Origin of the sequence: Neorhizobium petrolearium, from assembly GCF_017873175.1 — a bacterium.
GTDB lineage: Bacteria > Pseudomonadota > Alphaproteobacteria > Rhizobiales > Rhizobiaceae > Neorhizobium > Neorhizobium petrolearium.
The window spans coordinates 47,324-62,301 of record NZ_JAGGJW010000006.1; the positions used below are offsets into that span (position 1 = coordinate 47,324).

Annotated in this window: 13 protein-coding genes; 9 read left to right on the forward strand and 4 right to left on the reverse strand. The window is 60.4% G+C overall.

Translation table 11 applies throughout. From position 1 onward, the window contains the following. Nucleotides 1-96: 96 nt before the first annotated feature. The 7 genes from J2046_RS12620 to J2046_RS12650 all read left to right on the forward strand — a co-directional run bounded on the left by J2046_RS12620 (nucleotide 97) and on the right by J2046_RS12650 (nucleotide 6,741). Nucleotides 97-780, forward strand: coding sequence for a GntR family transcriptional regulator (locus J2046_RS12620; RefSeq protein ID WP_210052268.1), 684 nt, complete (start codon nucleotides 97-99; stop codon nucleotides 778-780). After that, nucleotides 777-1,763, forward strand: coding sequence for an alpha/beta hydrolase fold domain-containing protein (locus J2046_RS12625; protein ID WP_210052269.1), 987 nt, complete (start codon nucleotides 777-779; stop codon nucleotides 1,761-1,763). The genes J2046_RS12620 and J2046_RS12625 overlap by 4 nt, the downstream gene beginning before the upstream one ends. A gap of 18 nt (nucleotides 1,764-1,781) precedes the next feature. Continuing rightward, on the forward strand, nucleotides 1,782-2,984 hold the full coding sequence (locus J2046_RS12630; RefSeq protein WP_210052271.1) for an ABC transporter substrate-binding protein: 1,203 nt from the start codon (nucleotides 1,782-1,784) through the stop codon (nucleotides 2,982-2,984). Between the two features lie 106 nt (nucleotides 2,985-3,090). Continuing rightward, nucleotides 3,091-4,014, forward strand: coding sequence for a carbohydrate ABC transporter permease (locus J2046_RS12635; protein ID WP_210052273.1), 924 nt, complete (start codon nucleotides 3,091-3,093; stop codon nucleotides 4,012-4,014). Further along, nucleotides 4,011-4,844 (forward strand): carbohydrate ABC transporter permease, encoded by an 834-nt coding sequence (locus J2046_RS12640; protein ID WP_210052275.1) that lies wholly within the window; start codon nucleotides 4,011-4,013, stop codon nucleotides 4,842-4,844. Before J2046_RS12635 ends, J2046_RS12640 begins: the two co-directional genes overlap by 4 nt. Before the next feature lie 23 nt (nucleotides 4,845-4,867). After that, entirely contained in the window at nucleotides 4,868-5,749 is an 882-nt protein-coding gene (locus tag J2046_RS12645) for a sugar phosphate isomerase/epimerase family protein (RefSeq protein WP_210052277.1), read from the forward strand. Next, the gene (locus J2046_RS12650; protein WP_210052279.1) at nucleotides 5,746-6,741 is read left to right on the forward strand and encodes a Gfo/Idh/MocA family protein; all 996 of its coding nucleotides are present in this window, start codon (nucleotides 5,746-5,748) and stop codon (nucleotides 6,739-6,741) included. The genes J2046_RS12645 and J2046_RS12650 overlap by 4 nt, the downstream gene beginning before the upstream one ends. Before the next feature lie 261 nt (nucleotides 6,742-7,002). Here J2046_RS12650 and J2046_RS12655 read toward each other — a convergent pair whose 3' ends face one another. Further along, on the reverse strand, nucleotides 7,003-8,178 hold the full coding sequence (locus tag J2046_RS12655; protein ID WP_210052281.1) for a S41 family peptidase: 1,176 nt from the start codon (nucleotides 8,176-8,178) through the stop codon (nucleotides 7,003-7,005). 301 nt (nucleotides 8,179-8,479) lie between these two features. After that, nucleotides 8,480-9,217 (reverse strand): SDR family oxidoreductase, encoded by a 738-nt coding sequence (locus tag J2046_RS12660; RefSeq protein WP_411828494.1) that lies wholly within the window; start codon nucleotides 9,215-9,217, stop codon nucleotides 8,480-8,482. 52 nt (nucleotides 9,218-9,269) lie between these two features. On the opposite strand from J2046_RS12660, the gene J2046_RS12665 reads away from it, so the two are divergent. Both J2046_RS12665 and arsA read left to right on the forward strand, forming a co-directional pair. Next, the gene (locus tag J2046_RS12665) at nucleotides 9,270-10,211 is read left to right on the forward strand and encodes an AraC family transcriptional regulator (RefSeq protein ID WP_233469740.1); all 942 of its coding nucleotides are present in this window, start codon (nucleotides 9,270-9,272) and stop codon (nucleotides 10,209-10,211) included. A 439-nt stretch (nucleotides 10,212-10,650) separates the two neighbouring features. Then, nucleotides 10,651-12,417, forward strand: coding sequence for an arsenical pump-driving ATPase (gene arsA / locus J2046_RS12670; protein ID WP_210052283.1), 1,767 nt, complete (start codon nucleotides 10,651-10,653; stop codon nucleotides 12,415-12,417). Nucleotides 12,418-12,828: 411 nt separating this feature from the next. Here arsA and J2046_RS12675 read toward each other — a convergent pair whose 3' ends face one another. Together J2046_RS12675 and J2046_RS12680 are read right to left on the reverse strand one after the other, a co-directional pair. Beyond that, nucleotides 12,829-13,659, reverse strand: a complete 831-nt coding sequence (locus J2046_RS12675; protein ID WP_210052285.1) for a phosphorylase family protein — start codon at nucleotides 13,657-13,659, stop codon at nucleotides 12,829-12,831. Between the two features lie 15 nt (nucleotides 13,660-13,674). Continuing rightward, nucleotides 13,675-14,976 carry an amidohydrolase family protein gene (locus J2046_RS12680; RefSeq protein ID WP_210052287.1) on the reverse strand — a complete coding sequence of 434 codons (1,302 nt, stop codon included), beginning with the start codon at nucleotides 14,974-14,976 and terminating at the stop codon, nucleotides 13,675-13,677. Between the last annotated feature and the right edge of the window lie 2 nt (nucleotides 14,977-14,978).

Below are 14,978 nucleotides of genomic sequence, written 5' to 3' on the forward strand. Positions count from 1 at the left end.
GCTCCTCCCGCAAGGTCTCTATCCGCTCTTGACGTTCATTATCGATATCAATATCAATAATTGGAGGGAAGATGATTGGCAACTCCGCGGAAGCAAATGACGTACTTTTCTGCCCAGTCGAATGCGCGAGACGCTAAGCCGGCAAAGTCGGCTGCCACCTTCAACGCGCTCAAGCGCGATATCATGCTGGGGGTGCTTCCGGCTGGAGCCGCTCTGACCGAGCTGGATCTTGCCGCCTATTTTTCCTGCAGTCAGGGAACGGTGCGTGAAGCGCTGCTGCAATTGCAGGAGGAGGGGCTTGTTCGCCGGCAGGGTCATCGCGGTACGCAGGTCTCCGAATGCACGGAAGCTGAAGCGGTGGAAATGTTCCGGGTGCGCCAGCAGATCGAGTGCAGTGGCATTCTGCGAGCATTGCAGATGCCCACACGCACGCTCGTTGCCGACTTGAAGGCTCTGTTCGACAAGATGTTGGAGGCGGCAGCGGTGGGCGACGAACTGAAACTGGCCTCGCTTGATCGGGATTTTCACCGTCGCCTGTTTCAAGACGCGCAGCTTCCCGCGCTCGACCCGATTCTGCACCGCTGCCTGGTGCACAATCACCGCTTCAAGATTTCACGCAGCACCAGCCCTCGCGATCTTGTCGCAACAGCACAGCGGCATGCCTCGATCATCGACGCTGTCGAGGCGGGGGATGTGGGAAGGGCGTCTGAGGCGCTGCGTCACCACATCGCGACGATCGTTGACCTTGGTCCCGATGTTTTCCCGGATGAACGTCAATGAACGCAGCGCCCGACATCTCCCTGCTTTCTGCCGATATGGCACGGCTTCTTAAGCGCGTCGAACGAGAAGTGAGGCCGCAACCTGATCCGACGCTGCTGTCCCCGTCAAAAGGAAGGGCGTTCACCCTTAAGAGCAATCGCCGCTGGAATGTCGATCTGCCCGAGATAGCCGCCGCTGGTGACGCCTGGATCGACGCGGATGAAAGTCTCGGGTCGGCGCGCGTTCGCCTGAAGGTTCTGGTGCCGCCGGGGCATCGGCCGGGCGCGATGATCTTCGTGCATGGCGGCGGTTTCGCATTCTGTAGTCCTGAGACGCACGAGCGATGCGCGCGCGTCCTAGCGGTTGAGACTGGCCTGCCGGTCTTGCTGCCGGACTATCGGCTCTCGCCGGAGCATCCCTATCCTGCGGGGTTGGTTGACGTTGTCGCAACGTTGCGATCGGCTTTTGCTGCAGCAAGAGTCTTCGGCGTTGAGGAAGGCCCACTGGTTATGGCAGGCGACTCCGCAGGCGCAAATCTTGCGCTCGCGGCGTTACTACACGAGCAACCTCGATCGAACGCCGTTGTGGCAGGCGCCTTGCTTTTCTACGGAACCTATGCAGCGTCCTTCCACACGCAGTCGTACCGTGATTTCGAACATGGACCGGGACTGACGACTGCAAAGATGCAGCGCTATTGGAACTGGTATACCGGCGATCGCGATGTTTCGCTCGATCCGCTGGCGTGTCCCCTAGTCGCCTCTGAAGAGGCACTGAAAGCGCTGCCGCCCCTTCATCTGACGGCCGCTGGCGTGGATCCTCTGCTCTCGGACAGCATCCTGCTGGACAAACGGCTCGAGGCTCTTGGGCGCAGCGATGCGCTGACAGTCGTGCCTGGTGTGACGCACGGCTTTCTGCAGAACACGATCGATCTTGCCGCGGCGCGGGAGGCGCTGGCGGCGGCAGGGAAGGCGGCAAAGGACATGATCGCCGGAACCCAAGCTTGATTTTCAGAGGAGGAGAGAATGAAAATGCTGAAGAAACTGGCCGTAGGCGCCGCCCTTGCGACCGCGCTCCTTGCAAGCACCGCATCCGCGGAAACCGTCCGGTTCTGGTATCATTTTGATAATCCGGAAAACCCGATGGACGATTTGGTAGCCAAATTCGAGGCTGACAATCCAGGCATCGAGATCGAAGCCGAAAACGTTCCTTGGAACAGCTACTACGATAATCTTTATACAGCCCTGGTCGGTGGAAATGCACCTGATGCGGCCATGGTGAAGCTGTTCGCCCAGCCGCGCCTCATCGAAATGGGGGCGCTGGAGCCAATTGGCGAGCAGGTCGAGACCTGGTCCGGCAAGGCAGACCTTCTCGACAACCTGCTGGAAATCAACAAGGGGCCGGACGGCCAGCAGTACTATCTGCCGATCCAGTACGTCGTACTCTATCTCTACTATCGGGCTGACTTGTTCGAACAGGCAGGCTTGAAGCCGCCGGCGACGTGCGACGAGTTCCGGGATGCAGCTATCAAACTGACCAAAGCGCCGGAGACCTACGGCTTCGGCCTGCGTGGCGGGAAGGGCGGCTGGGACCAGTGGGGGGCCTTCGTGTTGTCGCAGGGCGCAAAGCTGGAGCCAGGGGGGCTGACGACCCCTGAAGCGATCGCTGCCAATCAATGGTTGATCGACCTCTTCCAGAAGGACAAGGTTATCCCTCCGTCCGCGCCCAACGACGGCTTCCAGGAAATTACAGCCGCCTTCAAGAACGGTACGACTGCCATGACCATCCATCACATTGGCTCGTCCAATGACATGGTCAAGGCGCTCGGTGACAAGGTTTCGGCTGTCCCCGTTCCCGAGTGCGGTGGCGGACGCTGGACGTCCTATGGCGACGAGTCGCTGGCTATCTTCTCCTCTTCGCAGGTCAAGGATGCAGCATGGAAGTGGATCTCCTTCCTTGCGGAGGGGGAGAACAACGTCGCGTTCAACAAGGCAACGGGCCAGATGACTGTCACCAAGAGCGGATCCGAGAACTGGACCCTGCATGAGCGCCGGTTCGTAGACGCGACCGTGCAATCGCTGCCCTTCGCTGAAGTACTGCCGCAGAACACTGCCACGTCCGAATTCGTAAACACGGCCTGGCAGACGGCGATGCAGCAGGCGCTAACCGGGCAGATTACGTCAGAACAGATGATGCAGCAGCTCGAGGCGCTCTTCGCGCAGCAGTAACCTCCCAGAAGAGGGCGCGCTGCGCCCCCTTCGCCTCTCCCATTCGCCCGGCCCGAACATCAGGGCGGATGGGACCTTCCGAATGCCAACGGCCGGGAACGACCGAATGACCGCGACGACCGCCTCACCATCGAGCGCTGTGACCATCCCGACGCCTTGGAGCGTCCGACTGATGCCCTACATGCTGCTGGCGCCCGCGGTTCTCGTCACCGTGTTCATCGTCTTCTTTCCGATGGTGCAGGCGCTGGCCACCAGCTTCTATGATCTCATCCTCTGGAAGCCCAATGCCAGCCGCTTCGTCGGGTTTGGTAACTATGTGAAGCTGTTTGCCGATCCGGTGTTCTGGACCGCGCTTGGCAATACCGCCATCTGGATCGGCCTGACGGTGCCGCTTCAGATGGCCCTCGGTCTCCTGACCGCATTGTTGCTGAACCGGGAATTCCCGTGGCGCGGTCTGGCGCGCGGGCTCATCATCATACCCTGGGCGCTGCCGAGCGTGGTGATCGCCCTGATGTGGCGCTGGATCTACGACCCGAATACGGGTGTCTTGAACGATATTCTGATTTATCTTTCGGTCGTGCATTCTGCCGTGCCATGGCTTGCCGATCCCGATCTCGCTCTCTATGCGATCATCGCGACATTGACCTGGCAGGGCTTCCCCTTCTTCGCGGTCATGATCCTTGCGGGGCTGCAGGGGATCCCAAAGAGCCACTACGAGGCAGCTTCCATCGACGGCGCCTCGACCTGGCGGCAGTTCGTGCACATCACTCTGCCGGGTATTGCTCCGGTTCTGGCGACTGCCGGACTGCTTCGGGTCATCTGGGTAGCCAACTCCATGGACGTCATCTTCGTCATGACGGGCGGGGGACCGGGCTATGCCACCCATACCCTGCCGCTCTACGCCTTTGTGCGCGCCCGCCAGAACCTCGACTTCGGCTATGGCACGACCATCGCGGTCACATTTACCATCCTCCTCGGTGCAGTCGTCGCTCTCTATCTTGCCCGTACCATGCGCGAGGTAGAACGATGAACAAGCCCTCGACCTTCCGCCGCATCATTACAGTTGATCTGCCTGTATTGATTATTGTCCTCTTTGCAATGGCGCCCTTCGCTTGGATGGTGCTGACGTCGCTGACACCGACGCAGGCTCTGAATGCGACAGGCGTTTCAATCTCCCCTGCAGGCTGGAGTCTCGACAATTATATGCGTCTGCTGCAGCAGACTTCCTTCCTCGGCAACATGCTCGATAGCCTGATCATTGCTTGCGGTACGATGGCACTTGGGCTCGCTGTCGCTGTGACGGCTGCCTATGCCTTCTCGCGCTTCCGCTTTACCGGCCGCAAGCTCCTCATGTTGCAGTTTCTGCTGATCAACATGTTCCCGATCGTGCTGCTGATCCTGCCACTCTTTGTGCTGATGCGGAGGGTGGGCCTACTCGACACTCATTTCGGGCTGATCCTTGCCAATGCGACGGTTGCCATTCCCTTCGCGGTCTGGATGCTCACGAGCTATGTCGGCGCTATTCCGAAGAGCCTCGACGAGGCCGCGATGATTGACGGCTGTTCGCGGCTGACGGCGCTAAGGCGGGTCGTTCTGCCGCTCATGCTGCCGGGTATCATCTCGACGGGCATCTACATCTTCATCACCGCCTGGAATGAATATCTTTATGCGCTGACGCTGGGCGGAAGGAACGTTCGACCCGTCACGGTCGCAATCCAGACCCTCATCGGCGAATATCAGATCGAATGGGGCCTGCTTGCTGCGGGCGCCGTCGTCGGTGCCATGCCGGCCACCATCCTTTTCCTTCTCGTTCAGCGTCGCCTCATTGGCGGGATGACGCAGGGTGCGGTGAAGGGCTGAACCGAATAAAAAGAGGACAGATAATGAACCCAATCGGGTTGATCTCCATGCAATATGCGCGGCCATTCATGGCAGAGCATTTCTCTTTGTTGTCCGAGATGCGCGGACTTGGCTACGATTTCGTCGAGCTTCTTGTCCCGGAGCCGGGTGAGCTCGATCTGAAGGAGGCTCGCCAAGCGCTAGAGGGCGCACAGCTTGGCGTCGTGCTCGCCGCCCGCGTCAACCTGCAGCGCAACCTGTCGTCGGATGATCCGGCGGCCAGTCGCGCTGGCATCGACTACCTCAAGTATGCGGCCGATTGTGCCGCGGCTCTCGGCGCCACGATCGTCGGCGGTCCGCTCACCGGCAATCCGCTCGTCTTTGCCGGCCGGCCGCCGCAACCGGTCAGCGAGGAGGAGCGACATGCGCGAAAGGCCCGCTGCGTCGCCGGTCTGAAGGAAGCGGGCGATCATGCTGCCAGCCTTGGGGTGGTACTGGCGGTCGAGCCGCTCAACCGCTTCGAAAGCGACGTGCTTTGCACGACACAGCAGGCGATCGAGTTGCTCGACGCCGTGGATCATCCAGGCGTCCAGCTTATGCTCGACACGTTCCACATGCACATGGAAGAAGCCTCCATTGCCGAGGCGATCCGGCTGGGCGGACGGCGCGTCGTGCACTTCCAGGCCAATGAGAACCACCGCGGCTTCCCCGGTACCGGCGCGACGGATTGGGTCGATGTGTTCCGGGCGCTCCATGAGATCGGTTATGGAGGCCCGATATCGCTCGAACCCTTCCGCCGCAACGACGACCGCTTCGGCGTTCCCTTCGCGCAGTGGCGCGCGCCGCACGAGGACGAGAGCGAACGCCTTGCTGCGAGCGCCCAATTCATCAAGTCCCACATCCTGCTTACGGAATATCGTCGATGACTCTCAAGATCGGTTGGATCGGCTGCGGCGTCCACGCTACCCAGATGCTGCTTCCGCAGCTCGTTCGCCACGACGTACAGATTGTTGCGCTTTGCGACATTGACGGCAAACGTCTGGCATCTGCGGGACGGCAATTCGGCGTCTCGAACCTGACGAGCGACGCGGAGGAGCTCATACGGCGCTCCGATATCGACGCTGTCGGCATGGCCGTTGGCCCTGACCAGCACCTCCAGTTCGGCAAGATGGCATTGGAGCGGGGGCTTCCCGTCTTCATGGAAAAGCCGCCATCCGGCAGCGCCGCAGGTGCGCGGGAACTGCGTGTCGCCTCGGAGAAAACCGGCAAGCCGCTGCTTCTCGGCTTCATGAAGCGCTACTCAGCCGGAAACAAGATCGCGGCTAATATCCTGCGCTCGGGCCGTTTCGGAGAAATCTACGGCCTTACCGGCTACTACATGACCGCACCTGGGTATTTCGCGGGCAATGTCGACTATACCGGCTTCTTCCTGCATCACTGCGTGCACTATATGGACCTCGTTTCCTTCCTCGTCTCGCCAGTCACCAAGCTGACGGCCCGCAAGGTGGAGAAGGGCAGGGGCAAGGTGCTCTTCCATGTGAACTTTGATTTCGAATGCGGTGCTATCGGCACCATAGCAATGGGAACAGCACAATCGCGCGGAGCTCCCGTTGAGCGCATTGAGATCATGGGCGATCACCAGCGAATAGAGGTCGACAACGTCATCGAGGTGCGCTGGAACCGTAACCCGCCCTTCAAGGTCGACGATCCGGCTGCCACGCTTGACGATGCTGCTGACACACTGACTTGGAAACCCAACTTCACGGCGGCGGCGAACGAAGACCCAAAGGGTTACCACTCGTTGCTAGCCGACGTCATACCGGCACTGGCGGGACAGAAAACGCCGGCTCCGACGATCGCAGACGGTGTAGTTGCCATGGAGCGCCTTGAAGCATTGCGACGTGAGTTGGCCTTGTAGAGCTCTCGGTGAATACCGGAGACTCCGAACATCTGGGCTGCTGTAGCGTTGGCGTTTGCCGATACGAACTCGCCACTATAGAAGTTCGCTCCGCTCGAAAGCAAACAGTCAGGTGCGCCAAAGCCAGCAGCAGTCGCAGCGGCGATTATTCCGCTTCGCGCCTGCAACCTGGTCGTTCACAGTCAGAGCTGGGCGACCCGAAAGCTGCCCTGGGCCGCAGCGCCTAGCAGGGGTAACCAAGCGGACCGAGCCGCCGTTCGTCTAATCGTTCAGACTCTTTAGAACTTGTTGATAGAACGCGCCTTGTGCATTCTCAGCAGTAGACCTTACGCCCCATTCCCAATCCAAACTCAGTTTTCCTGCCGGGACCATTTGCCGCGCGATCTCAGCCGGTGTGGTTTCGTTGCTAGTTCCGTTCTCCCAGTCGTGAAAGGCTGATGAGTATCGAACGACCGCTCCGCTGATCGGCAAATCGAGCAACCCTCCCTCGGCAAAAAACATCAACCCGTCGCCCATTTCTTCCCCGATGAGTTTGAGCCTACGTCCCAAACGATGTTTGAGGATGGCTACAAACACTATCGCTGCCGAAAACGTGAATTTGTCGACAAGCACAACAACCTGCCTGCTTGCGTTTTCAGAGATGGCGTCGATCAAGGGCATCGTTTGAAGGAAGTCGCCACCGGTGTTTCCGCGAACGTCAATCAAGAGTTTTTTGTTCGAGCAGGTGCTTACACGTTCCGCTGCACCAGAGATGGCTTTTGGCAGCGCACTTTCGCTTGGATCGAAGAAACTCGGCAATAATATTGAAAGCCCAAGCCCCTGCCAGTCCTTAATCTCGACAAATCTCTCGGGTTCCCAGGCCGGATCAGCCTTGCCATGCTCGTTTCTCGGGTAGAGCATCGATGCAGGGACCGTGTGCCCGTTCTCCACTTTCAAGTCGGTTATCTGCCCATTCTCGTCTTTCACGCGATACTCAGTCGTATTCTCTTTTGAAGAAAAACCGAGGTGAGCTAATGCATACGGCCATGCGAGAAGAATCGGTCCGATGACCCGTTTCCTCTGGCGCGTTCCCGCCAGAAATTTCTCTGCGGCGGCTTCAATTTGGCCCAAAGGTGTGCCGTTGACCGCTATCAGCTCTCCTCTTGGCGCAGTTGTTTCTAGTGCCGTGTCAGTTAACTGCACCACCGTCCCGACGCTCACAAACCTCAGCGGGAGCACCGAGATGGAATCGTTCGGGATCAGCCGTGTGTGTCCGTTGTCGGGAAGTGCGAGTAGGCGCATCGCGGAAAACAGAAAGGCCTCTTTGGAGCCCTCCAAAGCGTATCGTCGAGTGTCACAAATGTAGCTGTCTATCATCGCCTGTTCGATCCGCCGAAAGCTGGGATCGGCTGGCAGGACAGTTTCTAGAATTTTCTCGAGGTCTTGCGTCAGGGACATGATTCACGGTGCGCATAGTTGCTCGTCGATGTCCAGATTGGGCTCGGTGTCACCCTTCGCCGCGCCCCGCTCGTAGGACAGCAATGCGCCCGCATGTCGGCCAAGGGGGACGTCATAATGCTTGCCTAAAGCAGACATCGCCCCGCGGCCGTGTCACGTTGCCTGCGCACAGATAGGAGACAATCCTCCGCTGCCAATGAAGATCGTATTCCGGCCCCATCGCGAACCTGCAGTTGATCTACAGCGCTCGTCAAAATCCGACGGACATGCGTGTGTTCCAAGCCGATAGGCTCCCCGAATGTCAATCCTGTGCGGTCGGGCGCACCACGATGCTGCCGATTTCGACGTCGCTGGGTTGTTCGATCGCGAAGGCTATCGCCCGTGCAATCGCATCAGGTGAAATGGCCAGCTCTTCCTTGCGCTTTAGGATGGCCGCTCTGATGTCCGGATCGGTTATGGCGGCATCTGCGAAGGTCGTGTCGATGAAACCCGGCGATATCTCCGTCACGCGCAGGTTTGGACCCGATTCCTGCCGTAGAGCTTCGGTGGCTGTCCGCAATGCATTCTTGGTCGCAGCGTAGACTCCCATCGTCGGCACGATTTTGATGCCAGCCGTCGATACGACGTTGATAACGTGCCCGCTGTCCTGACGACTGAACACCGGCAACGACGCAGCGATGCCGTAGAGCGCGCCCTTCAGGTTTACATCGATCATGGCGTCCCAGTCATCGACCTTGAGAGCGTCGAAACGCGATAGCGGCCCGACGCCCGCATTGTTGACGATGACGTCAAGCCGCCCGAAACGCTCGCAGGCAAGGTTGACCAGGGCGTCCAAATCCGCGCGTCTGGTGACGTCGGTTGTCAGATAAACGGCTTCGCCGCCCGCCGCTTCGATCTCCCCTGCCACAGCGGCGATCTCCGCTTCGCTTCGCGCACCGAGCACGAGACGCGCACCGCGCGCAGCAAGATGAATGGCGGTTGCCCGGCCGATGCCGCGGCCGGCTCCGGTGATGGCGACGATCTTATTCTCTATGGTCACGATATTGGCTCCATCTTCTGACTGAAAAGCCAGCCTATGCGAGGTGGGCCGGATGATCTATGCTCGAATAGCCATGTCTTTATCGCAATCCGCCGAAACCACTCCCGATCCGTTCTCTGAGGTTCTCGCGGCGCTCGGCACGCGGAGCGTTCGCGGGACCGGCCTCGAAGCGGCGGGAGAGTGGGCACTCGCCTTCGACGGGCGAGCGCGGTTGAAGTTCGTCGCCGTCACACGAGGCCGATGCTGGCTTCTTCTTCCGGATCATTTGCCGGAAGCACTTGTGGAAGGCGATGTCGTTCTCATCAGCAACACGCGCTACACGGTGGCGAGTGACCCGGCGGTCGAACCGATGGATGGAATGCCGCTCTACGCTCCGCCGGGGCAGGACTTGGTACGCCTAGGCGATGCAACCGAGACGGCCCTGATCGGCGGCGGCAGCGGCTTTGCCGATGGCAGCGCCGCGTTCGTTCTGGATGCGCTCCCGAAGTTTCTGCGCGTCGACCGGACATCGTCCACCACCGAGGCTGTTGCCAGGACGCTGAACGCTCTGAGGACGGAGGTCGCCCACGCGGAACTAGGTGGTTCGCTCGTCGCCGAGCGACTGGCGGAAATCCTGGTGATCGCAGCCATCCGCGCTTTCGTGGCCGCCAGCCCTACGACCAGTGTCGGCTGGGTCACCGCGCTGGCCGACTCACGGATCGGCAAGGCCCTCAGACTGTTGCACGGGGATGTCGCGCGCCGGTGGACAGTGCCAATGCTGGCGTCAGAGGTCGGCATGTCACGCTCGGCCTTTACACAGCGCTTCGCCGAGCGTGTCGGCCGCCCACCTCTCGACTATCTCACCCGCTGGCGCATGGTTCTGGCGCAGAGAAAGCTGAATGCGGGCCAGACCGTCGCGGCAGTTGCCGCCGCAGTAGGCTACAATTCGCAAAGCGCCTTTTCCCATGCCTTCAAGCGAACCTTTGGGCGTACGCCACGGTCGGATGGTTGTTGATTGGCTTTGCGATTGTTGTCGGGGCCATGGCTAATGTCCGATGTCGTCGCCCGTGGGTCAGGATTTTTTTGCCGCGCTTGTGTGCGACTGCTTTCATCGTCCTCACGCTGCAAGCGGGGACTGTTTTTCCACCCCATCTCAGTCATGGTGGGGCACTCCTTCAATTATCCCTTCTGGCCGACAGCGGAAATAATTACCGTTTAGCGCCTGCAAATCGGTCGGAAACGTCGTCATCGCGCAGGCCAGAGAGCGGACATAGCTCCGTGGGGACGCCGCGTCGCCGGTGCCCCATCAGCGGTCAAGCATGTTGCGAACGCGCTCGCATTCCGTCGCGTAGAGAATGCTGCGCAGAAGAGCTACGCCTCATTCGATATTGATTGAGGTCGATCAAGGATGGTTCGGTCTCGATCATCTAAGCTTTTGTGGAAGTGAGATTGTCATGGCCGAGACGCAGCAGATGTTGACCAACCCGACGCGCTATCTGTTCTTCACGGGGAAGGGCGGGGTCGGCAAGACGTCCCTAAGCTGTGCAAGCGCGATCACGCTTTGCGACGGCGGAAAGCAGGTGCTGCTGGTCAGCACTGACCCCGCATCCAATCTGGACGAAATGCTGGCGACGCTGCTCGGGGATACCCCCACCCCAGTCCCATCCGTACCCGGCCTCTACGCCATGAACATCAATCCGGAAGCGGCCGCCGAAGACTATCGCGAACGTGTATTGGCACAGATGGCAGCCAACGCTTCCGAGAGCGAACGGAACACAGTTCGGGAACAGCTTTCCGGAGCCTGCACGACAGAGATTGCGGCGTTCGATGCCTTTGTCGGACTCCTTACAGACGACATGTCGACCTTCGACCATATCATTTTCGACACCGCACCCACAGGTCACACGTTGCGGCTTCTCAGTCTTCCAAAGGCATGGACCGGCTTTCTTGAGGGTAATGACAGGGGCGCATCGTGCCTGGGTCCGCACTCGGGCCTGAAGATGCAGGAGGCGCGGTTCCGGGAGGCGCTTGCATGCCTGGGAGATGGGAAGCGCACCCGGATCGTCTTGGTTGCCCGTCCGGACTCGAGTGCTCTTCGCGAGGCTTCACGCACGTCGGGCGAACTGGCGGCCCTCGGGCTAAAGAACCAACTGCTCGCGATCAATGGGCGGTTTCGTGCGACTAAGCGCAACGATCCGATTGCAGTCGGGATTGAGCGATCACAGGATGCCGCGCTCTCAACGATGCCGGTTGAACTGTCCCGGCTGCCGAGCGAAGAGTTTCCGATGCTTCCCTTCGACATGGTGGGTCTTGATGCACTTCGGGCCTTGTTCGCACCTCAGTCGCAGGCGTCGACCATCTGGGAACCGGTGGCACCCGCCCAGGCCAACCTGCCGTCGCTTGCGAAATTGATTGACGAGATCGCCGGTGGCCGCAGGGGCTTGGTGATGGTGATGGGAAAGGGCGGCGTTGGAAAGACGACGGTCGCTGCGGCCCTTGCTGTCGGCCTGGTCGAACGCGGCCATGCCGTGCATTTGACGACTACTGATCCGGCGGCTCACCTGTCGTTCGTTGTCGAGGGAAATATGCGCGGTCTGACGGTCGACAGGCTTGATCCCGCCGCCGAAACCAAACGCTACATCGAGAAGATCATGTCGTCGCGCGGACGCGATCTCGACGAAGACGGTAAGGCGCTGCTCCGGGAAGACCTTGAATCTCCCTGCACGGAGGAAGTCGCTGTCTTCCACGCCTTCTCACGGATCGTGGCAGAGGCCCGCGACGCCTTTGTGGTCATCGACACCGCTCCGACGGGGCACACGCTTCTCCTGCTGGATGCGACGGGCGCTTATCATCGCCAGATGACACGACAGATGGAGACGGTCGGCCCTGGCCGGATCGTCACGCCACTGATGCGCCTTCAGGACCCCGAATATACGCGCGTCATCCTCGTTTCCCTTCCCGAAACGACGCCGGTCTCCGAAGCGGCGATGCTGCAGGAAGACCTGCGGCGAGCAAAGATCGAGCCTTACGGTTGGGTGGTCAACAGGACCATGGCGGCGAGTGGCACGCATGACCCGCTTTTGCAGTCGCGTTTTGCGGGAGAACGGATGCAGATCGACCGGATCACACGCAAATTGGCGAAACGAGCCTATATTCTGCCGTTCCAGGCTGTTCCCCCGGTTGGCATCGACGCTTTGAAACGGCTGTCCGGGCGGGAGTGAGACGACGAGCGCAAAGCTCGAATTAGGAAGCCGCGTCGAACCCATGGCGGTTCTCGTTACATCCCTTCCCGCGGCGGGCTGGAGGCGCTTGCGCCCTGAGGCTCTGCCTACCTAAAAGACATATTTAATATGTCCGCAGTTGGCCGACTGGGACCACATCGCCAGATGTTTGGATGTCCGCTCTCTCCCTTCCGCGCAGCGGGTTCGTTCCTCGGCCCCAAATCAGTCATTCCAGCCTTGCCAAGTTCTTGGCTCGCCTACGGTTCTGTCGCAGAGGAAATCTGTAATAACAGGGCGTTGGTCCTGGTCCTTTCAAATGCAAGCCTCACACCGAATGACGAGTCTCAGGTTCTGATCCTATCAAAAGCTTAAGTTGTTTGAGGCCTACCTTGCGTGTGAGGCAGCAGTCATTCAGGAGGTGTGGCGTTTCAACCAGGCAGGCGGATGTCCGTGAAAGCCGCCATCCAATGCCGTGCGGCAATTGCAGTTTCGTTCGCCGATCAGGCCGGAGATAGCGTCGATGAGGGTTTTCTCGATGAGATCGTGGAAGCCTTCCTTATAGTAGATTTCGTTCATGCTACCCGGTCCGAAATGCACCACGGCCGGGGCCATGCCGGCGCCGAAATTGATGACCGGCGCGATGGAGGCGAAGCACATTTCCGCCTCGCGGGCGAAGATCACTTCGGGGACCAGCGGCGTGCCGACAATATCGCCGCCTTCATGCGCATAGGCGCGGATTTCCGCCGGCGTCTCGAAGCGCGGGCCTTCGGTACAAACGAAGGTGCCACGTTCGATCACGCGGTTGCTGTGCCGGTTGGCGGCAGCGATCAGGTCGGCGCGCAGGCGCGGGCAGAAGGGGTCGGTGAAATCGACACGCACCCAGCATTCGCTTTCATCGAACAGCGACTGGGCGCGGGATTTCGTCTTGTCGAGGAAATCGTCGGAAACGACGATATCGCCCGGCCGGATCGCCGGGTTGACCGAGCCGATGGCGTTCTGGGAGATGATCGATTCTACGCCGAGCTCGCGCAGCGCCCAGATATTGGCGTGATAGTTGATCTTGTGGCTCGGTAGCGTCAGCTTCTCGCCGTAGCGCAAGATGACGGCGGATTGCCGTCCGCCGATATCGCCGATCAGCACTGGGGCGTCGCCCCAAGGGGTCGAGACCATTTCCAGCCGGCGGTCTTTCAGAAGGTTGTCGGAGGCGGCGCTGGTGATGAGCCCGACAGGTGCGTCCGTCATGGTCCTGATCCTTTATTATGCTTGATGTCTGTAATGTTCGTGAATGGATCGGCGGATGGCCGGTTCGTCGACATTGAGAAGCCGTCCGTCCTCGAAGATCATGCGGCCGGCCACCATGACGCCGCGCACATGCTGCGGCCCGGCATGGTAGACGATATCGGAGAGCACGCGTTCGGACGTCAGCCCGAGCGGATGGCTGACGTCGAGAACGACGAGGTCCGCTTCCTTGCCCGTTTCGATGCTGCCGATTTCCGCATCCCAGTTGAGAACGCGGGCGCCTTCGAGCGTCGCCATGGTAAAGGCGTCCCGCGCGCCCATGATCCGGCCGTCGAGGCTCGTCGCGCGCTGCAGGAGCACCGAGAGCTTCATTTCCTGGAAAAGATCAAGGCAGTTGTTGCTGAGCGTGCTGTCCGTGCCGAGCCCGACCGGCACGCCGCGCCTGCGCAATTCCGGCACCGGCGCGATGCCGCTCGCAAGCTTGGCATTGCTCGCCGGGTTGTGGGCGACGCCCGCACCGGTTCTGGCAAGGATGTCCATGTCGTTTTCGTCGACCCATACGCAATGGGCGAGCACCGCGCGGCTGTCCAGGACGCCGAGTCCGTTCAGCCAGACGGTCGGCGACTGGCCGTATTGCTCCATCACAATCTCGTTCTCGCGGCGGTTTTCCGCGACATGGATGACGAAGGGCAGGTCGAGGCGATCGGCCTCGCGCTTAACGTCCTTCAAAAGGGAAGGGGTGCAGCTATAGGGGGAATGGCCGCCGAGATAGAAGCGGGCAAGGCCGTTGCCCCGGTGCATCTCGATCGCTTCCAAGGTCTCCTCCAGGGCGAGCGGCCAGTTCGGCCGGCCGTTGCGGCGCAGTTCCGGCGAGTTTGCGAGCGCGCCGCTCAGCGACCGCATGCCGATCTCGCTTGCGACCGAGGCGAAGACGCCGGCGCCGTAGCGGGTGCAGTCGCAGGCGGTGGTGATGCCGTTCCTCACCATGTCCATAATCGCAAGATAACAGCCGCGCCGGTTGTCCGCGACGGTAAGGTGGGAGGTATGGGGTGCCAGCGCCGCGGCCCATTCGAAGAGGTTGCCCTCGTCGCAGCAGCCGCGATGGGTCGAAAGACCGCCATGCGCATGAGTATTGATCAGGCCGGGGATGACGACGCGTCCGCCGAGATCCCGTCTTGCGATGAGCTCCGCCTGCGGTGGCATCTCCGCCAGCGGGCCGGCCCAGACGACCTTGCTGCGGCCGATCAGGACGGCACCGTCCGGATGGAAACCGCCGGGCAGCCCGGTGCAGAGAAAGGCGTTGTGCAGAAGTGTCAACATTC